This is a genomic window from Thalassomonas sp. RHCl1 (genome assembly GCF_947387555.1).
Classification (GTDB): domain Bacteria; phylum Pseudomonadota; class Gammaproteobacteria; order Enterobacterales; family Alteromonadaceae; genus Thalassomonas.
Map to the genome: position 1 here is coordinate 74,187 of NZ_CANDNZ010000008.1, position 22,486 is coordinate 96,672.

Below are 22,486 nucleotides of genomic sequence, written 5' to 3' on the forward strand. Positions count from 1 at the left end.
GTTTAGATATTCTTGGGATCATTGCTCCTTTGAAACCGGAAAACCAAGTAATTGGGTTTTTATTATGACTTTATCCAAGGCGGTGCAACTGATGTCAAAGTCCACTCTGCCCGGAGCATTGTCTTTTGAAGTTTTATCGTTGTTATCAATTAAATCATAATATAAGCTATCTTTACCGCAATAGTTGTTCATCGGTTTATATTGGATTTTATTATCGGTAATGTTGGCGGTGCCATGAAGTGGAGCCGTAATTATCTGATGCAGACTGATGGTACGCCCCAAGTTTAATTCAATGTCATTTAATATCACATCAAAGAGGGTTGTTTCATTACTCTCATTGAGGGAATATTGATCTGGGGCTGCTACAGGATATGGCTGGCAGGCGATTTCAAAGTCTACCCGGCCTAGAGTCCTGTCTTCCATTATTGTTCCTATATTATCTTTTATATCGTAAAATAGAGTATCTGTACCACAATAATTACTATCTGGTTGATAGGCAATTTTTCCATCTATGATACTCGCCTGCCCCTGAACCGGAGCGCTTGTTATGCGGTAAAGACGGACAGTATGCCCTTCGTTGAGTTCAAGATCATTGAGGATTACATCAAATATTGCTATTTCATCATTCTTATCAATTAAGAAGGTATCCGGCTGCGCCCTAGGAATAAATGACGGACAAATAACTTCAATATTTATATCTGCAACAGCAAAATATCCAGTACTAGATTGGATGGAATATGTGATGTTATCACTGCCGCAATATTCAGCAACAGGTCGGTAGCTGATGCTGTTTCCAACGATTTGGGAGCTGCCATGGCTGGGATGGTTATCGATAGATTTTAAAGATATAGGATAGTTTTCCGGGTGATAATCATTATTTAGCACATTGGCGTAAATAACACCGTTAGTATATGGGGAGCTGGGGGTAATACTAATATTGTCATCTAGTGCAACTGGTTCCATGTCTTCAACAGAAGATACTTGAATAGTGACATTTGCTGCAGTTAACTCAACATTAGTATTAATGGTTGTAGCGCTATATTCTAGGAAATCCCAGCCATTAAAATCACGATCCGGAGTATAAAGGATATTATTCTCGGCAGTGATTTTTGCAGAGCCATGTTCAGGCTGGCTAATGTTCAGTTTGACAGTGTCTCTTTCTATATAAAGGTCATTGGCTAGTACATTTATAACTTTAGCATTGTCTTCCTGGGTACTTACCTGATCTGGTTTAAGTTCTGGAACACGGAAAGTCCAGCTTGCGGACTCTTTAATTGCAGATGTTACTGTGTATTCAGCCTGGAAACGTTCGAGGTTGCAAGCGGCTTCCGGTAGTTCGGCTGAAACCACGACCTTATATGTGCCATAGCTAAAGTCAGTTAAACTGATACCTGTGTTATTGCTGGTTATGTTTACACAAGCCCAGGGGCCAACATTCCAGGTGTTGTCTTGCGGGGATAACTGGTAGATCTGATAATAAACCGAGGTATTATCGGCTAATCCATGCAGCGTGAGTTCGGCTGAATCTCCGTGAAAAGACGTGAGTTCTATACTATTAGCTTCCAGGCTGATATTAATATAATTGGATGTTAAATAATCGCTGCAAATGTCTTCAATACAGCTTCTTACCCGATATTTATAACTACCGCTGATGACTTCCTGTATTGCCAAAGTGGAGTTTGTACCACTATATATTTGTAACCATTGGGAGTTAGCAGGCAAGTATTGCTCTACTAGAAAATACTTGCCTGTATTTTCGAGTGACCAGCTAAGGTCAAAGGTTCCTGTATTTGACTGTTCAGGTAAGCGGATAAAGCCGGATACTTCGGGTGCCAAGTCGTCCGCAATGTATTGCAGCAATACAGGCGGTGTCGGTGGAGTTGCCTGCAAATAGGTACTAAATAAAGACAACAATAAAAAAAGGAAGATGTACATGCTTGTTTTCACCAGAGATAAAGGTGAGCCAAGTTCTGTGGTTATAGGCTTCACGAGGTTGTTAGAGGTTATAAAGTTGTCTTATTATTGCGAAACACACGCTAAGCGGTATCTGCTGGCGCAACTTGTTGTCCACATTTTACCTTTTTTGTCCATTACAAATCCTGTAACGCTGGAGTCACTCTCTCTCCAGTCGTTACAACTGGCCGTAGAGTTATATTGTTTGTAGAGTCCGTTACTGGTATAGGATTGGCCATTTTTTAAAATGGTTAGCATTCCACTCGATTCAGTGGTTCCAGTTGAAGATACCGGGTCTAAAAACCAGATGGTTTCACTGTGAGGGTAAGTGGAAATGATGCTGATATAATCATTCCAGAGCATTATGCGGGAGTCTGGATATTTGGCCTGGCAAAGTTTTGTTGCTGCTAATACCGGGCTTTCATTGGTATTAATATCTGTGCCAACAAAATGCCCCTGGAACTGGTCAGTATATCCGGCCCATGTTACGCCAGTACTGCCGGTTTGGCTATTGGCGGGCTGTAAGCTAATCCCTTTGGCTCTTTCTATGCCTGTTACATCGGCGCAATCGGCGCCGCTTTCTACAGAAACTGCCTGGTCGGCTGACATGGCGGAAACCAGTAAAGAATACAGGGCACGACCTGTTTTAGTTTCCAGGGAAATAGTCCACTGGTTTGCGCTTTCTGCGAGCACACATGATGGACTGCTGGCTTTGATTTCATCGGTTGAAAAATAAACCAGATCATTTACTACATTAAGGTAGTTAACTTTGCCTGCGGCAACAGCTGACTGACAGAGCAAAATTAGAATTACGGGTAACAAAAATTTCATACTGCAACTCAATAAATTAAATAAGTTATGAATATTTTCGCTTTAACATAACAGAGGGAGAAAAAGGATAGTACACAAGTAGTTAATCCATAAATTAGTAGGGCTTGTCGTAAGTGATCGTCTTAGCCTATGTTATACGTGAAGCGTTGTCTGCGGCATTGTACGCGGTTAACATTATTTAACAAGTTATTTATGTTTCTTGCTTATAGGTATAAAGAATAGGAAAAGAGGTTACCAACCTTCTGATCTCAGCCAACTGTTGATTTCTCTCAGCAGGGTGGCTTCGGGATAATAACCGGTAGTGAAATTGTTTAATATCCGCTGCCGGTAGGAAGCCTTCATTTCCTTGTCGGCATGGGCGCGGCGTAAGCTGGCATTGGTGATGGCCAGCGGGTGATCCCGTTTTAAACTGATATCCAGTACCGGCAGCTCGGTTTGCGCCAGGGTTTTAGCGTAAGCCTGATTTTCCTCTGCGGTGGGCATAAAACTGCTCAGGACCACCAGGGCATTGGGCAGGGGCACTTTTTCCTGCTGGTATAAATCCGTCAGCACGGCGGCATGGCTGCCCTGGGCGATCACCAGGAAGATGCCGGGATAACTTTTGGCTTTCTCCATTACCGCCGTCATCATGGCGCTGAGCTTTTCCCGGTATTGCTCCAGGCTAGTGTTGTTTTCTTCTTGTTGCTGCTCCGGTTTTAGCGCCATCGAAGGATAATTGGCCGGCTTTTCATAAGGCTGAACGGCGATCGTGGTCCAGCCCTGGTCCGGTAATACTTTTCTAAGGTAATTGAGAGAATTGGCGGCGGTTGCTCCCTGCTGCCAGTCGGGCAGTAAAATCGCCACTCCTCTGCTGTTGCTGGTTAATTCGTTTTTGATCAAGGTGATAAAGTCTTCAGGCCCGGCAAGCAGGGGTATTACGTTTGCCGGTTGCAGGTAGTGGGATAAATCGTCCCTTTGCAGTTTTTCCCGGGAAACCGGTTCGCTGATTTTGATACTGCTACGCTCAATCCTATAAGCGGGAGAGGCGTACTCATAGGTTTCCGGTGCCTTTTCTGCTGTTTCTTCCTGCTCCGGTGTTTCCTTTTGCTGCGCCGATACCGCAGTTATGCTCAGCAGTAATAATGCGGGCAAGCCAAAACGGTATAACTTGGAAAGAAGGTCTGGCAACAAGGCAAACTCCGTTGGTTTTTATCGATCAACTCGGTACTGAAATATATCGGCAGCTTAGGGCAAAAGTAAAGGGCTAATGGTGGCGAGAAATAGAAGCCAGGGCAAAAGGTTTATGCGCCAATGCCCTGGTTTACCGTGTGCTTAGCTATTTTCCTAGCTAAAAGGAGCTTCTCGGGTAAAGGTCAGGCTTTCGCCGCTGACCGGATGCTTGATGGTCAGCATTTGTGCATGCAGCTGTAACCTTGGGCTTATGGTCAGGGCCTTATCATGGGCGTATAACCTGTCCCCCAATATCGGGTGCCCGAGTGCCAGCATATGTACCCTTAACTGGTGCGAGCGTCCGGTGACGGGGATCAGTTCTACCAGGGTGTTGTTTTCCTGGTAGCTTAAGACCCGGTAGCGGGTTAAGGATTTCTTGCCATGTTCATGGTCGACTTTTTGTTTTGGCCGGTTGGGCCAGTCGCAAATTAGCGGCAGATCGACTTCACCCGATTGCTCCTTTACCTTGCCATACACCCGGGCAAGGTAACTTTTTTCCGTCTGCCTTTGTTCAAACTGACGACTGATGGCAACATGGGCCGGCTTGTTCAGCGCCATCAAAATCAGGCCGGAAGTGGCCATATCCAGGCGGTGTACTATGGTGGCGCTTGGCAACACCTTGCATACCCGGTTTTGCAAACAGTCCTGGTGCTCCGCCAGGCGACCGGGCACAGAAAGCAAACCGCTGCCTTTGTTTAATACCACGATATCATTATCCTGATAGACGATATCAAGATAAGGTTTCATCGGTGGCTGGTAGATGAAGTCAGGGTTTGCTGCCATGCTGCTTCCTTTATTAAGTCATTATCTGTTAGCTATTGGTAGTTAGTGAGTCACTACTATCATGCGCACTGCTTCAAACTTTAACTGCGCCTTGTTGATATAAGTGGTCAGTTCCGCCAGTTGCAGCTTGATAAAGTCCAGCTCTTCCTGGCGCACGCTCGGGTTGATGGCCGCCAGGGCGGTGAGACGCTCCAGCTCCTCGTCCAGGGTCTTATGCATCACTTCGATGGCTTTTCCCTGGATATCGGCTACCTGGGTATTGGCATGGGCCTCGGCTTTTTCCACCAGGGGAGAAAACTGGGATTTTAATGCCTTGATCAGTTGCAGCGCCATTTGCTTTTTCACCGGAGACAATTGCTTATCCAGCACTTCTTCGGAAACCTTGTCGGCGAGATCGTTGCCGTTTTTATCCACCAGCACCCGGATTGGCGTGGTCGGCAAATAACGGCCCAGTTGCAGCTGGGAAGGGGCGGTTGCTTCTACGGTAAATAAACATTCCAGGAAGAAGGTGCCCACAGGCAATGCCGGGTTTTGCAACAAGCCGATGCTGGCGTTGCCGGTTTCGTCTGCCAGCACCAAATCCAGGACGCCGCGTACCATAGGGTGATCCCAGGTCAGCAGCTGGTAATCTTCATGGGCCAGGGCGGTTTCCCGGTTGAAGGTGACGGTAGTGCCGTCTTCCGGCAGGCAAGGGAAGTTGGTGCTGAGCATATGCTCTGTCGGGTTCAGGGCGATGGCATTATCGGATTTATCATCCTGCTGGATGCCGTAAACATCCCAGACCTGGAACATAAACTGCGGCAGGGAGATCTGCTGGTCCAGCTTGTCTATCTGAGCCACTAACTCCTCGGCCTTGCCCTGGCCGGAAGAATTGATTTCCAATAGCTTATCCCGGCCGGATTCCAGCTCGGCTTTAAGGCTTAAATGTTGTTGGTGGCTGCTTTCTAAAATGGCGGTAGCCGCCTCCGACTGCCATTGTCCGGAAAGGGCCAGCTGCAACAACTCATTGCCGTAACGTTCATACACCACCCGGCCTGTGATACAGGTATGCTCGAAGGCATTGAGTGCCTGATGGTACCACTGGAATAACAGGCTTTGCGCCGAGTCTTCAAAGTAGGGGGCATGCAGTTTGATGGTTTGCGTCTGGCCGATACGGTCCAGGCGGCCGATACGCTGTTCCAGCAGATCCGGGTTGGAAGGTAAGTCAAACAGTACCATATGGTGGGCGAACTGGAAGTTACGTCCTTCACTGCCGATTTCCGAGCACAAGAGCAGCTGGGCGCTGTCTTCGTCCTGGGCAAAATAGGCGGCGGCGCGATCCCGTTCAAAAATACTCAAACCTTCATGAAAAACCGCGGCGCGGATCCCTTCTTTAACCCTGAGGGCCGCTTCAAGGTCGATGGCAGTTTGCGCCGAGGCACAAATGACCAGTACTTTTTCTTTTTTCAGGGACTGTAATAGCTCGATCAGGTAGCCGACCCGGGGATCGAAATCGACCCAGTTACCGGCAGGATTATCCAGGGTATATAAGAGCTCAGGAGTGAAGATATATTTTGCCTGGGACAGCTGCATCAGGTTCTCGGCGCAGTCGCTGAGCATAAAGTCGTTGAGCTGGGCCTGGTACTGCTCCGGCATGGCCAGCGGGGCCGGGAGCAGCTGGCGCTCTGGGAAACCTTTGATGGTGTTGCGGCTGTTGCGGAACAGGATACGGCCGGTACCGTGGCGGTCCAATAATTGGTTCAGTAGTTCTTCCCGTACCGCTTGCTGCTCATTGTGGCTATCATCGGCTAAAATCGCCAGCTGCTCGCTGATATCGGTTTCTTTAAATAACGCGGTTAAGGTTTTTTGATGACCGGATGACAGGGCTTCGCCGGAGAGGATGACATTGGCGGCATCCGCCACTTCGGTATAGTGACTTTCTTCATCGATAAATTTCTGGTAATCAAAAAAGCGATCGGGATCAAGCAGTCTTAAGCGGGCAAAATGACTTTCGTGGCCGAGCTGATCCGGGGTGGCGGTCAGCAACAGCACACCCGGGATGGTTTGCGCCAGTTGCTCTATGCACTGGTATTCCATGCTGGCGTTGTCTTGCTGCCAGTTGAGGTGATGGGCTTCGTCAACCACCATCAAATCCCACTCTTCGGCGATCAGGGATTCATACCATTCGGGATTGTCGGTAATAAAGCCCAGATTAACCAGTACCAGCTGCTCCGAGCTGAAAGGATTTTCTTCGCCGCTTTCCACGCAACGTTCATGGTCAAAAATGCTGAACTTGAGGTTAAAACGGCGCAGCATTTCCACCAGCCACTGATGCATCAGGGATTCAGGCACGATAATTAGAATACGCTGTGCGCGGCCGCTGACCAACTGCTGGTGGATGATCAAACCGGCTTCTATGGTTTTACCCAGGCCGACTTCATCCGCCAGCAATACCCGGGGAGCAAAACGGCTGCCGACTTCATCGGCGATATGCAACTGGTGCGGAATTAAGCTGACGCGGCCGCCGCTCAGGCCCATCAGGGGAGATTGCTGTTGCTGGAACTGGTGCTGCAAACAGTCTTTACGCAACCGGAACCAGTCGAGGCGGTCAACCTGGCTGTTTAACAACCTGTCATGGGGTTTGTTAAACTTGATAAAGTGGTCAATCATCATTTCTTTCAGGGAAACCGTCTCCCCTGTGTCCTGGCGCACGCCATGGTAAACGAATAAATGATTGCTTTCCTCTATGGACTCTACCGTCATTTTCCAGCCTTCGTGGCTGGGAATGCTGTCACCGGCGTTAAAGATCACCCGGGTCAGGGGGGCATTATCGCTGGCATATTTACGGACATCACCGGTAGCGGTAAAAATGATGGTGACAAATCTTTGTTCAACCGAGGTTACCGTACCTAATCCCTGATCTGATTCACTATCACTAATCCAACGTTGACCGGGGTGAAATGACATAGAGGAGGTCTCCAACTTAATATAAGGCAAAAAAAGGGGCGCTATATTACCGTTAATCATAGAAGTGATCATTAAAAAGTTCTTACCGGCGAGAAAATATTTTTGCGGGCGTTAAGGGGATTTTTTTACCGGCAAATCCTTGTGGTAAACGCCCCCGGCAGGGGTTGCTGCTTAGGTTGAAAATTATTCACCCGTACGGAAGAAAATTGACACTTGCCAGCTTGGTCATAAACTGTCAAAGTGGGGTATAACTTTTTGCTTATGGAGAAAACTTCATCTTTTAATTAAAGGGGTAGTTAAATAACCGGGTGGGGAGTTACCACCGGATTTATCCATCACCGCTTTAGCTGATTTTATTAAAGTACACTGGATAACTATTTCTTCAACCGGATTATTTGGCTGGCTAATTGTCATAATTGCTGGGAATGCCTATATGATTGAAGAAAAAATTATCTATATCTTAGACACGAATATTTTACTACACGAACCTTTCGCTTTTTTATCCTTCCAGGAACATGACGTCGTCGTCCCGATGACGGTACTCGAAGAACTCGATTCTATTAAAGATCGCCGCAAAGATGTCAGCCGGGATGCCAGAGTCGCCATCAGGGCGCTGGAAGACACCTTGGCCCAGGCGAGCCCGGAAGAAGTCCTCGCCGGAGTAAAATTACCGCAAACCGATGAATTACACCCCAGCGGTTGTTTATCTATCTTTAATGACTATACTCTGGAGCAAACCTCAGGCACCTTGTCATTTAATGAAAACGATAACCGCATTATCAGTACTGCCCTGCATATCCAGGCGGTAAAATCCTCGAAGCGGGTGGTGTTAGTCACCAAAGACATCAATATGCGGTTAAAGGCCAAAGGGGCCGGCCTGGCGCATGTTGAAGATTACCGTACCGACCAGTTGATCGATGATATCCGTTTCCTGACCAAGGGCTACCACAAATTCGACGGCGACTTCTGGGAAAAAATTAAAAGTTGTGAAAGTGAAACCGAGGGACGCAATACCACCCACTTTGTCGACCGTGACATTGCCCCGGTGACTTATATCAACGAATACCTCATTGATGAGAGTGAAAGTTTCGCCGGCAAGGTCACCGGCTGGGATGATGAGAAGTTGGCGATACTGGATATCGGCCGGGATCGGCTGATGTCGAAAAATGCCTGGGGCATACAGCCGAAAAATATCTATCAGGGCATGGCACTCGATGCCTTGCTTGATCCCGATATCGACCTGGTGATCCTCACAGGTCCCGCGGGATGCGGGAAAACCTTGCTGGCGCTGGCGTCGGCTTTAGAGCAAGTGATTGAAAGGGGCTTATACGACAAGGTGATCGTCACCCGTTCGACCCCGGAAATTGCCGAATCGATAGGGTTTTTGCCGGGCACGGAAGAAGAAAAAATGGCCCCCTGGCTGGCGGCGATCACCGATTCGCTGGAAGTGCTGCATAAGCAGGATGAGAATATGAACAGCAGCCTGAATTACATTATGGACAAGGCCAATATCCAGTTTAAGTCGGTGAACTTTATGCGCGGGCGCAGCATACAAAATGCCCTGGTATTGCTGGACGAATGCCAGAACCTGACCGCCTCCCAGCTGAAAACCATTATCACCCGTTGCGGTGAAGGTACTAAGCTGGTGTGCTCCGGCAACCTGGCGCAAATCGACAGCAATTACCTTACCGCGGTAACCTCGGGGTTAACCTATATCGTCGAGCGCTTTAAAAGTTTTCCCGGCAGCACCACCATCAACCTTAACGGGGTGGTGCGCAGCCGGCTGGCATCGTTTGCCGAAGAAAACTTATAAGCAGTTTTTAAAAGCTCCCGGTAAGAGGAAGTATTAACAGGGAAGTCACCCGCCGATATCACCGGCGGGTGACTAAATAACTTGTATCACTTTACCGAGTGTTTTACTTTAATAACAATTTGTTCATCTATCCCAGCCCAAGGTTGACAGCTTGCCCTACCAAGGTTCGAAAAATAAGGTATTTAGTCGATATAATACCGCTGTATTGATAGTGTTTTTTGTTATTGCGGTGGCCGCATTAACGGTAGCATCATTTCGTTATTTCAATGAATTAAACTTACACGAGCAGCGTTTGCTGGCGGATTTAAGCAGGCAGGCGAATGCCCTGAATATCAAGTTGCAGCAAAGTGTGCAGGCGATCACCGGCATCCAGCGCTTTGCCAATTATTATTTGCAATATCCGCAGGAATTAAATGTTAAACCGCCGCGTTTTATCCAGGAAGGCAAGCAATATTATCTGGATATGCCCGCCCATGATGTGGTTCACCAGGGAAAATTACTCAGCGGTAATATTACCGGCACTGGTTTTGTAAAATCTTTTGATCTGCCGATGAGACAGGAGTTGGCGATGGCGAGTGCGCTGACGCCGGCCTTTGTCACCGCCCATAAAATCAATCCCGATGCCACCTGGTTTTATTACTTATCCATCAATCGTTTTATTAATCTGTATCCCTGGCTCGGTCGTTCAAACTGGCGTTATACCGACAAGTTGCTGGCCAGCGGCAATGTCTATCAAATTAAAAAAGTCGGCCTTAACAATAAAAAGTTTTACTGGTCTCCGCCTTTTCGGGATACCGCCAGCAAAACCATGAAGGTTTCCCTGGGCACCGGGGTTTATCGGGATCAGCAGTTTATCGGTGCCCTGGTGATGGATATGGACTTGGCAAGCATGCAAAAAAGCTTACCTGAGCTATCTGCTCCCGGGCATGCTATGGTATTGATCAATGAGAAAAAGGAAGTTTTAACCTATAAAAATCAGGAGTCGGAAAATGTTGCCCATGGCCTGTCCTGGTCGGATATTATTCCCGAAGATATTGCCGCCCTGACCGCCGCAGAATTTGACCGGTTGCCGGATTCCGCTAAAGTCGGCGAGTGGCTGGTACAAAAGCACACCTTAGCAGTCAATGGTTGGACACTATTGAAGTTTCAGCCATACCATGACTTTACCTCGCCGGTATTTGATAATTTTGTCTTTATTTTTTCTGTGTTATTCACCGGTTTGATGGCCTTCCTCGGGTTGGTTTATTTTATGACCCGCACCACTTTTATCAAACCCGCTACCGAATTTATCAGTCATATCGAAAACTGTGCCCAGGGGGATCCGGGTAAAGTAAAGCCCACCGCAGACTGGTTACACTGGTTTCAAATTGTCGAAGATATCTTCAGCCAGAACCGGAGCTTATTGCAGCAGTTAAAAGAGCAAAACGCGGTACTGGACTCCAGGGTCAGCGAAAAAACCCAGGCTTTGCTTGAAAAAAGTGAGCAACATCAGCGGGATTATGCGCTGTTGCGCTCGGTGATGAATGCCATTCCCGAATTGATTATTTTTAACGATCCCAACGGCCAGCTTATCGGCTGTAACCGCGCCTTTGAAAAATTCGTCAGTCAAAGCGAATTTGGCATCCTGGGACAACAGGCCCATCAACTATTGCCGCTTGCCTTAGGTGAGGTGATGTCTGAACTGGCCCGTCAGCCTAATCCGGAAAATGAAATAAACGGTCACCAGCGGATTATCAAATCCGCAGAGCAGACGTTTGAACTCTTTAGCCGTAACTTTTTCAGTGAGACCGGTATTGAGTTGGGCACCATCAGTATTTTCAGGGATGTGACCAACCAGTACGCCATTCAAAGTGCGCTACAACAGGCTAAAGAGCAGGCGGAAGAGGCCAATGAAGCCAAGAGCCAGTTCCTGGCCAATATGAGTCATGAAATCCGCACCCCGATCAATGCCATCCAGGGCATGATGTCGCTTTTGGCAAAAACCCGGTTAAACTCCCACCAGCAGCATTACCTGGATAATGCCGCCAATGCCGCTTCCTCTTTATTGCACCTGATCGAGCAGTTACTGGACCTGTCTAAAATAGAGGCGGGTAAAATGGTGATCAGCCGGGAAAAAACCGACCTGGACCTTATGGTCGATAAGGCGCTTAAGCTTAATGTGATCCTCGCCAACAAGAAAAACCTACCGGTTACCGTGGATATTCAAGCAGATGTCCCCCGGTTCGTCGAAACCGATGAAATGCGCCTGGTGCAGGTGTTGGTGAACTTATTAAATAATGCGGTGAAGTTTACCCATGAAGGTACAGTGTCGCTGACTGTTGAGTTAACCCGGAAAAGTACTGATCAAGTCTGGATATTGTTCCGGATAAAAGATACCGGGATCGGCATCGAAGCCGATAAACAGGGCAAACTCTTTGCTGCTTTTAGCCAGGCGGATGAGTCCATGACCCGGGAATATGGCGGCTCAGGATTGGGATTATCTATTTGTCAGGAGATTGTGACCTTACTTGGCGGCAGTATTCGCCTGCAAAGCCAGTTTGGCCAGGGCAGCGAGTTTAGTTTTGAGTTGCCTTTCACCCTGGCCGGTTGCGATGAACCGCAACAGGAAGTGGTGCCGGATATCACCCTGTGTACCCTGGGTTTCGCTCTGCCGGAGTCTTTATTGACGGTAATAGAGAATATCGGTTGGCAGCATAGAGAGATCGAATGTATTGAAGGGCTTGACGGCTTTGACCGGCAACAAATCTTATTGCTGGAAAGTGAGTACCTGTTGAGTACCTGCGACGAGTTTGTCCGGGAAATTAGCGCGAAATCACGGGATAACTTAGTGTTACTCGGGGTATGCCAGCCGATGTTAACGGAAATTACCGAACAAACCAGCCAGCAACTGGATAAATTGAAAATTCCTTATTTGCTGTTGGAGAAGCCCCTATACCGTAATAGCTTGCATGCGCTGGTGGCACACTTTCAGCAGCAGCCGCAGCTGGCGGCCCCGGTTGAAGGAGTGGCTGTTGAAGCGCTTGCGGAAGAAGCGGAGGACAAGCTTGATTTAAGCGGCATCAGGGTGTTGCTGGTGGAAGATAATCTGGTGAATCAAATGGTGGCCAGCGAGCTGTTGAGCAATATGCAGGCCAGTGTCATTATTGCCGATAATGGCCAAAAAGCGATAGAGTCGCTGGCTGAGCAGGAAGTGGATGTGATCCTGATGGATATCCAGATGCCGGTGATGGATGGTTTAACCGCAACTAAGCAAATACGTTTACAAGATAAATACTGTGAGTTGCCGATTATTGCCATGACGGCGCATGCCAGGGATGAAGATCGTGAGAAAAGTTTTGCTGTCGGCATGAATAAACATATTTCCAAACCGGTGAAAGTGGATGTATTGCGCAGTGCCATACTGGAAGTGGTAAAAGGCGTTGAAGTCTAGGGGATAACCGCTTCGGCCTGAGCTTTCGTTTCTGCCTGGGGTTGCTGTGTTTCCTGTTCGGCTTCGGCCGGTATCGCTTGCGGGTGGTAAGTCTGGGTGGTATAGCGTCCCTGAAGAATAGCCTGTTCCGATTCGGGGGCGATCACGCCAAGTTTTAACAGCGCCGGCCCTGTAGGCTCTGCCAGCACATAAGTCAGGTTGTCTTCGGTGATGGTCATCTCTCCCGCCATAAACGGAATATTGATGCCGATAAAAGCATGCTGGTCAATATAGATCATCAGCATTTTTATTCTTGGCATCAGGGTGCGTAACAATGCGGCGGTTAAGGTCAGTTTGCTGTCGCAATCTCCCTGATTTTGCCACAGTAATTTTAACGGCGTATTAAAGCCGGCGCCGGAGGAAGTTACCCGGGATTCCAAGGTGGAATAGGGAATGTTTTGCACAAAGCCAAGGACAAACTCCGTGACCTGACGGATATTGCGAATGGAAACCTTATCCAGGATTAACTGTTTTATCGGCCTGAGGTCTTCGACAGAAGCATCGGCAATGCTGACATGGTCCGGCTTTACTCCCCGGATCAGATCATGGGTGATAAAGCTGTGATAAAAATTATCTGTTAAGTATTGTGTGAAAAAGTCCTGCTCCAACTTGGCTATCTGGCTATAGGCCGCCTCAACCTTATCGCTGTCCCTGCCTTTAATATCGATATAACTGTTGCCCTGCTGCTGGCGAAAATAAACCTGCACACCTTTTATCGGTTCTTTACGCAAATGCTTACGGATGGCCTTGTGGACATTCTTCTCCGCCAATTCGTTTTTGTAGGCGCGAAAATGCCTGAATCGCTCGAACAGGGCGATTTTTGTGAGCTGGAAGTCAAGAGACTGCACTTGCCGCTGGTGATCTTGCCATTGGTAACGGAACTGGAAACTGTCGTCCTGCTCCTGGCGGCTGAACTGTAATTGCTCTGCGAAACTATTACCGGCGATGATCAGGTTTAGCCAGAGGAAAAATTTAAAACTATGCACAGTACAAGGCGTTACCTTTTCTATACTTAACCTATTAACCCTAACGTAATTTTATTAATTAAGACAGTTAATCACCAGATTAGGCTTTACATTTAGTGATAAAAAGATATATTGAAACAGATGTTTTAATCGTGTGTTTTATTTTGGAGAGGTTTTGTGGCTGACTATCGGGTTCCCCTAAAAGATATGAGTTTTTTGTTGTATGACGTTTTTAAGACGGAAGCATTATGGCAAAAATTACCTAAGCTGGCAGAGCATGTTGATCGCGAAACGGCGGACGCTATTTTACAAGAGTGTGCCAAAATCGCTGAGCAGGAAATCGCACCGATTGCCCGTCAGGGGGATGAAACCGGCGTCAGCTTCGATGACGGCGTGGTCTCCACCGCCCCCGGTTATCAGCAGGCATTTAATACCTATGCCGAAGGGGGCTGGACTGCATTAGGGGGAGATCCTGAGTATGGCGGCATGGGCATGCCGAAAATGATCACCTCCCTGCACGAAGAAATGTTATGTTCGGCGGATATCTCTTTCTCCCTTTATCCCGGCTTAACCGCAGGTGCGGGGTTGTCTTTGGCCAAACACGGCAGTGAGGCATTAAAAGAGAAGTATTTAACCCGCATGTATGCCGGCGAGTGGGCGGCGAGCATGTGTCTGACCGAAGCCCATGCCGGTTCGGATTTGGGGATCATACGCACTAAGGCGATACCGCAGGAAGACGGCAGCTACCGGATCACAGGCAATAAAATCTTTATCACCGGCGGCGAGCACGACTTAACCGAAAATATTGTTCACCTGGTGTTGGCCAAACTACCCGACGCCCCCGCTGGCCCCAGGGGCATTTCGTTATTTTTAGTGCCTAAAATCAAGGCGGATGATGACGGTAACCTGGGTGAAGCCAATGGCGTCAGCTGTGGTTCTATCGAGCACAAAATGGGGATCCATGCTTCCGCCACCTGTGTGATGAATTTTGATGATGCCGAAGGGTATCTGATTGGCGATATCAACAAAGGCCTGGCCTGTATGTTTACCATGATGAACTTCGAACGTATCGGGGTTGGTATCCAGGGCATAGGGGCGGCGGTGCGCTCTTACCAAAATGCACTGGAGTATGCCAAAGACCGTATTCAGGGGCGCTCGGCAACCGGCGCCAAAAACAGCGATAAAGAAGCCGACTCTATCATGGTGCATGGCGATGTCCGCCGTATGCTGATGAATATGAAGGCATTAAATGAAGGTTCGCGGGCGTTATCTACCTATATCGCCATGCAGCTTGATATTGCCACCTATGGTGAAGGGGAAGCACAGCAAAAAGGTGAAAACCTGGCGGCGCTGATGACGCCGTTGGCCAAAGCGTTTTTTACCGATTTAGGTTTCGAAAGCACGGTTAACGGCCAGCAGATCTTTGGCGGCCACGGTTATATCCGTGAATGGGGGCAGGAGCAGCTGGTACGCGATGCCCGTATCGCCCAGATTTATGAAGGCACCAACGGTATTCAGGCCATGGATTTACTGGCGAGAAAAGTCGCCGGCTCCAACGGCAAACTGATGCAGATATTCCTGGAGGAAGTACAGGCTTATATCCAGGAGACAAGCGATGACAAGATGTCTGAGTTTATAACACCGCTGACATCCGCCGTGGCGGATTTAGCCGAGCTGACCCAGTATTTGCTTGATAAAGCCGGGCAGGATGCCAATGAGTTGGGTTCTTCTGCTAACGACTATCTTCATGTGTTTGGTTATACCGCCATGGCATATATCTGGGCACGTATGGCGCAAGAAGCACTGAATAAAATCGACAGTGGCGATGATTTTTATCAAAGCAAGCTGCATACCGCCCGTTATTACTTTGCGCGTATATTACCCCGCAGGGTGTCATTGATCGCCACCGCAAAATCAGGCAGTCAGCCATTGTTTGCCCTGGATGAAGAATTGTTCTAACCAAGGTTGTCCTTGATGAATACTAAAGCCCGTTATAGCTGATGTTATAACGGGTTTTTTATATACAGGACGTATGGTATGACGCGGCAGCAGGGATGCTTAGGAGCGTCGCATAGGACGTATGACGCGGCAGCAGGGATGCTTAGGAGCGTCGCACAGGACGTATGGTATGACGCGGCAGCAGGGATGCTTAGGAGCGTCGCACAGGACGTATGACGCGGCAGCAGGAAAATTAAGAGCGCCGATATGTGTAATGCTTGCTGAACTTGCGGCCATCACTTGCTTTTGGCTGTTTATTCCCTGATATTATTTACCCGGAACTCTTTACCCACACTCTTTATGAGAAATCACGCTTAACAGGGACTAACATGCAATTACTGGGATCAACGACCTCACCATTTGTCCGTCGGATACGGCTATTTCTGCACGGACAGGATTATGAATTTATTAACCTGGATATTTTTGCCCCGGATGACAGGGCGACCTTAACTGCCAACAACCCTGCCTTGAAAGTTCCTGTGCTCATTGACCAGGGGCAAAATATCTATGACTCCCGGGTGATTTACCGTTACCTGGCGCACAAGTTTGGTCATCAGCAGCTGAGCTGGCAGCAGGAAAATTTGCTGACCCTGATCGATGCCGCCAGCGATTCTTTTGTCACCCTGCTGATATCACAACGTTCCGGTTTTGATGTCGGTGAAGACAAATTACTCTTTAAGCTGCAAAACGAAAGGGTTGATAAAATCCTCAATACGCTGGATGAGCAAGTGGCGGCAGAGCAGTTTGGTCAATGGCGCTACCCGGCAATATGTTTGTTTTGTTTATTGGACTGGATAAGTTTTCGCGCCCTGTTTGACTTTAGCCATTTGCCCCATTTAGCGGCCTTTTATCAAAGTCACTTGCAGCAGGCAGGTATTGAAGAAACCGACCCCCGTTAACATCGGGGGGAACACGTTGAGTCTCAAAGTGCTCAAGAGGATTTAGAAAGAATAAGTGGTGCCAATAAGTGCCATGTTGAAGGTATTGTTTTCAATCAGGGGGCTGGTGATTTCTGAACCGATAGAGGTGGTGGTAATGGCGCCGACCATTTTCCAGCGGCTACTTAAGTCAAAGGTGCCGATGAGCCCCAGGGTTTTATTGGTGCTGAGCTTATTAATATCTAAAGTGGTATTTTCCACCGGATAATAACTTTGGATAATATCTTTATCCAGGGTTTCTATTTTTGCGGTAACGGAAATATCGAAATTATTAAACGACCAGAGAGAGTATGAGCCCTGCAGAAAGAATTTGTTGCCCTGGTCATGCTCAAGGCGCTCGGTTAAAAAGCCGGTTTGCACACTCAATCGCTTACCCCGGTAGCTGACATTTAACTGGGATAACGGCTGTTGGCTGTTGTCCTGTAAGACTTGCTTTTCAAGAAAGTTTGCATCGGAAGTGATAGCCGCCGACATGGCTTCCGGGCGGAAATCTATGCTGCTGGGGTTCCATGACCAGCTGTCGGTTAAGTTATTGTTGAATTTAAGCCGGCTTTCGCCGTTATCTGCAGTAAGCCCGGCTGAGTCCAGGTATTTTTCCGGTAAGTTTACCGGGTTTTTTTTCGGTGTGCTGCTGGCGGAGTCGATGCTTTTTTGAATGCTGAGCAGGGAGTTAGCGTTGGCGACATCGGGCTTTTCGGGTAACGACTGCGCCGCTACGCCATAAGATAGCACAGTAAAGCCTGTTATTGAGAGCGCTAATAACTTCATTTTTTATTACCCGGGTCTGATGTTTTTTTGTTGTCTTTAACATGTTTTGCTTATTTTTCCTGCAAGGTTAACTATAGCTAAGGCTGGCTTTTTTGCTTGCCTTGGGGGGAAATTTATTTGCCGTGTCCGGGGGAGGAAAGGGGCGGATCCCGGCGCAGGGCCCGGGATTTCAGGGGAAATGCCGCCTTGTCTAAAAGATCTTATTTTCAGGTTTAGCTCCGGGGGCAATTACATGTATACTTGCCACCTTAATTTATTACGGGGTGATTTTTTTGTTAGCTGTTATTCGACTCGTGCTATTGGCTTTAGGCTTAGTGTTATTATCTGTTGTGGCGACCGTAGGTAGTTTGTTACGGCCTTTTCATCGCAACAATGTGCATTTGGCTTCATTAGTGTTAGGTAGATTTTCAAAAATTATCGGCCTGGAAGTAGAAATCCGTATGCCGGATTCGGTAAAGGCAATGGGCCCGGCGGTGTATATTGCTAATCATCAAAATAACTATGATCTTTTTACTATCAGCGGTGCGGTACCGAAAAATACCGTCAGTGTCGGTAAAAAGAGTTTAAAATGGATCCCTTTCTTCGGGCAAATGTACTGGTTAACCGGTAATATTCTGATCGACAGGAAAAATAGCTCTAAGGCGATGAATACCATTGCCGTCACCGCAGCAAAAATTCGGGAAAAGAAGTTATCAGTCTGGTTGTTTCCCGAGGGGACGCGCAGTAACGGGCGTGGATTATTGCCCTTTAAAACCGGCGCCTTTCGCACCGCAGTACAGGCGGATGTGCCGATTGTGCCGGTATGTGTCAGTAATTTACATGGCGTGATCAAATTAAACCGCTGGAATAATGGTAAAATGATTATTGAATTCCAGGAGCCGATAGAGCTGGACTGTGACAAAAGGGAGAGTATTCGTTTACTCGCCCAAAAGACCCATGGTCGGATGTTAAAAAGAATCAATGAAATCAGCCATGAAGTGGGTACCGAGTTACCGCAAGCGAACAAATAAGGTGAGAGAGAAATTATGAATGATGAAGAACTGCAACGTTGGCGGGAACATACCGAAGCGCTGATTGATGAATTGATCGAAGACGGCACCAATGAAGAAGTACATCACACCATAGAACATCATTTTGCCAGCACAGATTTTGAGTTGCTGGAAAAGGCGGCGGTCACCGCCTTTAAAATGGGTTTTGACGTGGAAGAGCCGGAAGAGGCCGAGCTGGAAACCGGCGAGAAGATCTTTGCCTTCGACATTGTTACCGAACAGGCGCTTGATTTTGATATCATTTTCGATGAAGCTAAAACCATGTACCAGCTGGCCAAACAATGTAATGTTGATTACGATGGCTGGGGCACTTACTTCGAGGAATAAGCTGCTAACATAAAGGGCTGAGCAATCTGATTAATAACAAGAAGAAGGAATGAAGGATGGAATGGCTTTTTCACTTACTACAACCTGGAACTTTGGCTCTGTTGATCCCTATCGTGGCCATCATCGGGGTTTTCGGCAACAAGGCATTAAAAGCCCATCATAACCATGTCGAGCGGCTGGCGAAAATCAATCAGGGTATAGATCCCGACCGCGAATAACCTTTATAAAAAAAGGCAGCCGAGGTGCTGCCTTTTTGTTTTTATCTCTCTTTGCCCGCCCCTTCGGGCGCCGGTGCTTTTATGCTTAGCTTTAGTAATAGTTCAACTTGCTTGCCTTGCCCCAAAAGACTTTATAAGAAAAAATGGTGTAGGCCACTATGGTGGGCAACACCACGACCGCGCCGTAAAAAATAAACTGCAGTGACTCCCGGGCACTGGCAGCCTGCCATATGGTGAGCTCTTGCCAGATAATATAGGGGAAATAGCTGTATGCCAGGCCGGAAAAACACAGGATAAAAACCAGTACCGCGCCGGCAAAGGGAAGCCAGCAGCCATTATCGCCAGCGTGGGGCACTTTTTTCAGGTAAAAGCAGCTGACGCTGAAAATGATCATAAACAGCAAGGGCAGCGGCAGGAAAATAAAGAGTTGCGGCAAACCTAACCATTTATCGAAAATCTCCGGGCTGAGCAAAAGATTGGTCAGGCACACGGCGATGATGCCTAAAGCGGTCAGCAGGGCGCTGTAAAAACACCAGCTTGCTGCTTTTTGCTGTAATTTGCCCGTGGTTTTCATCACCAGCCAGGCACTGCCGATATAACAATAACCGGCTGTGACACAAATGGCGCTGAGGACGGCAAAGGCATAGCTGGCGCTGGTATCGCTAAAGCCCATGACATAACGGCCGAGCATATAACCCTGCATCAAGGTGGCGAGCAAACTGCCGCCTTTAAAGGCCAAATCCCAGCTTTTTTTGTTTTTACTGGCGGCCTTGGTACGAAAGTCAAAAGCCACACCCCTGAGGATCAGCCCGAGCAACATAAAAGAAACCGGTAAATACAAATGCTGCAAGACCAGGGAGTGCGCCTGGGGAAAAGCGATCAGCAATAAGCCGATGGCCAGTACCAGCCAGGTTTCATTGGCATCCCAGAAGGGACCGATAGAAGAGATCATGGTATCGCGCTGTTGTTGGTCCTGCATCGGCAGTAAGACGCCGACCCCGAGATCATAACCGTCGAGCACGGCATAAATTAAAAATGAAAGGGCCATCAATATCACGAAGGCCAGGGGCAACCAGTCGTTATCAATAAGCGGCATAATCTTGCTCTCCCGTTAATTTTTCCTGAGGTTGTTTATGTTGTGGCTTTTGGTTATTTCCCTGATCATTTTCCAGGGCAATGGCCCTTTTTGCCATCACAAACAGGGTTTTGATATAAGCAACGATAAGGACGCCGTAAACCGTCAGGTATAAGGCCAGCGACAGGGCGATATGGCTTGAAGGCACCGTAGTCACGGCATCGGCTGTTTTTAATACTCCGGTAACCAGGTAAGGCTGGCGACCGACTTCGGTTACATACCAGCCGGCTAAAGTGGCAAGCCAGCCGGAAAAAGTCATTAGCAGGGTGAGTTTTAACAGCCAGCGGGGCAGGCCTTGAGCCGTATTTTTCTGCTGCTGGGGGCTTTGCTTGACCCTGCTGTGAAAATATTGGTAATACACCAGTAAGGCGGCGGTGAGCAGCATCAGTAAACCGGTGGCGACCATGATCCTAAAGCCGTAAAAAACAGGGGCTACCGGCGGGTGTTCGCCGCTGAATTCATTTAATCCTTTGATATAACCATCTGTTTTGTGGGTTAAAATTAAGCTGGCGAGGCTTGGGATCTCCAGTGCCCAATGATTGGTTTTTTCTGCTTCATCAACTAGGGCAAACAGTACCAGGGGCACATGGCTGTCGCTGTGCCACAAACCTTCCATGGCGGCGACTTTTGCGGGCTGGTGTTTCAGGGTATTTAAGCCGTGCAGATCCCCGACAAAAATTTGCAGCGGGATCAGCACCAAAGCCACCGTCGATGAGACTTTCAGCGCAAGCTTGGGGGCGGGTTTAGGATCTCCCTGCAACAAGCGATAAGCGCTGATCCCGGCGATAAAAAAGGCGGCGGTTAGCCCGGAAGCCAGTAACATATGGGTCAGGCGGTAGGGCATGGAAGGATTGAAAATGATCTGCCACCAGTTTGTGGCATGGGCGACACCGTCGATCATGGTATGGCCTTGCGGGGTTTGCATCCAGGAATCTAAGGCGATGATCCAAAAGGCAGACATAGTGGTGCCGATGGCCACCACTAAGGTCGCCAGGGTATGGACGCGATCCGATACCCGGCCGATGCCAAAGAGCATCACAGATAAAAAGGTCGCTTCCAGGAAAAAGGCGGTCAGTACTTCATAACCGAGCAGGGGGCCGGCGATATTGCCGACGGTTTCCATATAACCGGGCCAGTTGGTGCCGAACTGGAAACTCATGGTAATGCCGCTGACCACCCCGAGGGCAAAGGTCAGGGCAAAAATCTTGACCCAGAAACGGTACACCCGCATCCAGGTTTCTTTGCCGGTTTGCCGGTAGCGGACCTTGAAAAACAGCAGGAACCAGCATAAGGCGATGTTGATGGTGGGGAATAAAATATGAAAACTGATATTGGCGGCAAACTGAATGCGCGACAGCATCAAATTGTTTGCCAGGGAGTCGCTGAGTACTTCAATCATATCGATTTACCCTTAGGTTTATTTTGGAGGTATGCTTTATTCTGTTCCTGGTGTTGACTGCCTGGTTACTCTTTATTGGCTTTGCCCGGCAGCAGGCGCTCTTTCATATCCAGCAATTTGCTCAACCCTGAGCCGAGCTTGAGCAGGGCGGCCACTTTTTCATTGGACATATTCTGCAATTCATCCGTCCATATGGTGAGCATTTCAATGAGATCATGCATTTGCTTGACCCTTTGCTGGGCATACTCTTCCTGCTCATTGGCGGGGGCTTCGAGCAAGACATCGCGCAGGGCGGTCAGGGTCGGGTCAACTTCTCTTTTACGGCGCTCCATCATCAGGTTGCGGGCGATTTCCCAGACATCTTTGGGGGCGCTGAAATACTCTTTGCGGTCGCCGGGAATATGGCTGAGTTTGATCAGGTTCCAGGACTTTAATTCTTTCAGTCCCATGCTGACATTAGAGCGGGAAATGTTGAGCTGAGCGCTTATTTCATCGGCGTTGAGGGGCTTTTCGGTTAAGACGATCAGGGCATACATTTGCCCTAAGGTGCGGTTTAAGCCCCAGCGGGAGCCCATTTCGCCAAAATGCATAACCAGGGAGTTAATTATCGGTGACATTTTATCTATTCTGAATTTTCAGTAATTTCTGAAAATTGTAAACCTAATTTGATCTATGTCAAGAAAAG

17 protein-coding genes are annotated in these 22,486 nt (G+C 48.1%); 7 read left to right on the top strand and 10 right to left on the bottom strand.

From position 1 onward, the window contains the following. Nucleotides 1-18: 18 nt before the first annotated feature. The 5 genes from QL234_RS21015 to rapA all read right to left on the bottom strand — a co-directional run bounded on the left by QL234_RS21015 (nucleotide 19) and on the right by rapA (nucleotide 7,722). Complete coding sequence (locus QL234_RS21015; protein WP_281559730.1) at nucleotides 19-1,935, bottom strand: Ig-like domain-containing protein; 1,917 nt, start codon at nucleotides 1,933-1,935, stop codon at nucleotides 19-21. Nucleotides 1,936-2,019: 84 nt separating this feature from the next. Next, a complete protein-coding gene (locus QL234_RS21020) occupies nucleotides 2,020-2,784 on the bottom strand; it encodes a hypothetical protein (protein WP_281559731.1) in 765 nt (254 codons plus the stop codon). 231 nt (nucleotides 2,785-3,015) lie between these two features. Continuing rightward, on the bottom strand, nucleotides 3,016-3,954 hold the full coding sequence (locus QL234_RS21025; protein WP_281559732.1) for a DUF3530 family protein: 939 nt from the start codon (nucleotides 3,952-3,954) through the stop codon (nucleotides 3,016-3,018). Between the two features lie 153 nt (nucleotides 3,955-4,107). Then, nucleotides 4,108-4,776, bottom strand: coding sequence for a bifunctional tRNA pseudouridine(32) synthase/23S rRNA pseudouridine(746) synthase RluA (gene rluA, locus QL234_RS21030; RefSeq protein WP_281559733.1), 669 nt, complete (start codon nucleotides 4,774-4,776; stop codon nucleotides 4,108-4,110). 42 nt (nucleotides 4,777-4,818) lie between these two features. Next, the gene (gene rapA / locus QL234_RS21035; protein ID WP_281559734.1) at nucleotides 4,819-7,722 is read right to left on the bottom strand and encodes an RNA polymerase-associated protein RapA; all 2,904 of its coding nucleotides are present in this window, start codon (nucleotides 7,720-7,722) and stop codon (nucleotides 4,819-4,821) included. Nucleotides 7,723-8,155: 433 nt separating this feature from the next. On the opposite strand from rapA, the gene QL234_RS21040 reads away from it, so the two are divergent. Both QL234_RS21040 and QL234_RS21045 read left to right on the top strand, forming a co-directional pair. After that, a complete protein-coding gene (locus QL234_RS21040) occupies nucleotides 8,156-9,535 on the top strand; it encodes a PhoH family protein (RefSeq protein ID WP_281559735.1) in 1,380 nt (459 codons plus the stop codon). Nucleotides 9,536-9,686: 151 nt separating this feature from the next. Then, nucleotides 9,687-12,965: an ATP-binding protein gene (locus QL234_RS21045; protein WP_281559736.1), complete on the top strand. Its 3,279-nt coding sequence runs from the start codon at nucleotides 9,687-9,689 to the stop codon at nucleotides 12,963-12,965. Here QL234_RS21045 and QL234_RS21050 read toward each other — a convergent pair. After that, nucleotides 12,962-13,990 (bottom strand): hypothetical protein, encoded by a 1,029-nt coding sequence (locus QL234_RS21050; RefSeq protein ID WP_281559737.1) that lies wholly within the window; start codon nucleotides 13,988-13,990, stop codon nucleotides 12,962-12,964. The two genes, QL234_RS21045 and QL234_RS21050, sit on opposite strands and share 4 nt — an antisense overlap. Before the next feature lie 156 nt (nucleotides 13,991-14,146). Here QL234_RS21050 and QL234_RS21055 point away from each other — a divergent pair, with 156 nt between their 5' ends. Both QL234_RS21055 and QL234_RS21060 read left to right on the top strand, forming a co-directional pair. Further along, nucleotides 14,147-15,928 (top strand): acyl-CoA dehydrogenase C-terminal domain-containing protein, encoded by a 1,782-nt coding sequence (locus QL234_RS21055; RefSeq protein WP_281559738.1) that lies wholly within the window; start codon nucleotides 14,147-14,149, stop codon nucleotides 15,926-15,928. Nucleotides 15,929-16,296: 368 nt separating this feature from the next. After that, nucleotides 16,297-16,866, top strand: a complete 570-nt coding sequence (locus QL234_RS21060; RefSeq protein WP_281559739.1) for a glutathione S-transferase family protein — start codon at nucleotides 16,297-16,299, stop codon at nucleotides 16,864-16,866. 42 nt (nucleotides 16,867-16,908) lie between these two features. Here QL234_RS21060 and QL234_RS21065 read toward each other — a convergent pair whose 3' ends face one another. After that, nucleotides 16,909-17,673: a MipA/OmpV family protein gene (locus QL234_RS21065; RefSeq protein WP_281559740.1), complete on the bottom strand. Its 765-nt coding sequence runs from the start codon at nucleotides 17,671-17,673 to the stop codon at nucleotides 16,909-16,911. Nucleotides 17,674-18,065: 392 nt separating this feature from the next. Between QL234_RS21065 and QL234_RS21070 the strand changes: the two genes are divergently transcribed. From QL234_RS21070 to QL234_RS21080, 3 genes are read left to right on the top strand one after another with little or no spacing between them, the layout of a single operon-like run. Next, entirely contained in the window at nucleotides 18,066-18,683 is a 618-nt protein-coding gene (locus QL234_RS21070; RefSeq protein WP_348650726.1) for a 1-acylglycerol-3-phosphate O-acyltransferase, read from the top strand. A gap of 15 nt (nucleotides 18,684-18,698) precedes the next feature. After that, nucleotides 18,699-19,049, top strand: coding sequence for a ribonuclease E inhibitor RraB (gene rraB / locus QL234_RS21075; protein ID WP_281559742.1), 351 nt, complete (start codon nucleotides 18,699-18,701; stop codon nucleotides 19,047-19,049). Nucleotides 19,050-19,105: 56 nt separating this feature from the next. Next, nucleotides 19,106-19,267, top strand: a complete 162-nt coding sequence (locus QL234_RS21080) for a hypothetical protein (protein WP_281559743.1) — start codon at nucleotides 19,106-19,108, stop codon at nucleotides 19,265-19,267. Between the two features lie 91 nt (nucleotides 19,268-19,358). On the opposite strand, the gene QL234_RS21085 is transcribed toward QL234_RS21080, so the two are convergent. The 3 genes from QL234_RS21085 to QL234_RS21095 form a co-directional block, all read right to left on the bottom strand. After that, nucleotides 19,359-20,363 carry a cytochrome d ubiquinol oxidase subunit II gene (locus tag QL234_RS21085; RefSeq protein ID WP_281559744.1) on the bottom strand — a complete coding sequence of 335 codons (1,005 nt, stop codon included), beginning with the start codon at nucleotides 20,361-20,363 and terminating at the stop codon, nucleotides 19,359-19,361. Next, complete coding sequence (locus tag QL234_RS21090; protein WP_281559882.1) at nucleotides 20,350-21,777, bottom strand: cytochrome ubiquinol oxidase subunit I; 1,428 nt, start codon at nucleotides 21,775-21,777, stop codon at nucleotides 20,350-20,352. The genes QL234_RS21085 and QL234_RS21090 overlap by 14 nt, the downstream gene beginning before the upstream one ends. 89 nt (nucleotides 21,778-21,866) lie before the next feature. After that, complete coding sequence (locus tag QL234_RS21095; RefSeq protein WP_281559745.1) at nucleotides 21,867-22,418, bottom strand: GbsR/MarR family transcriptional regulator; 552 nt, start codon at nucleotides 22,416-22,418, stop codon at nucleotides 21,867-21,869. Nucleotides 22,419-22,486: the final 68 nt, after the last annotated feature.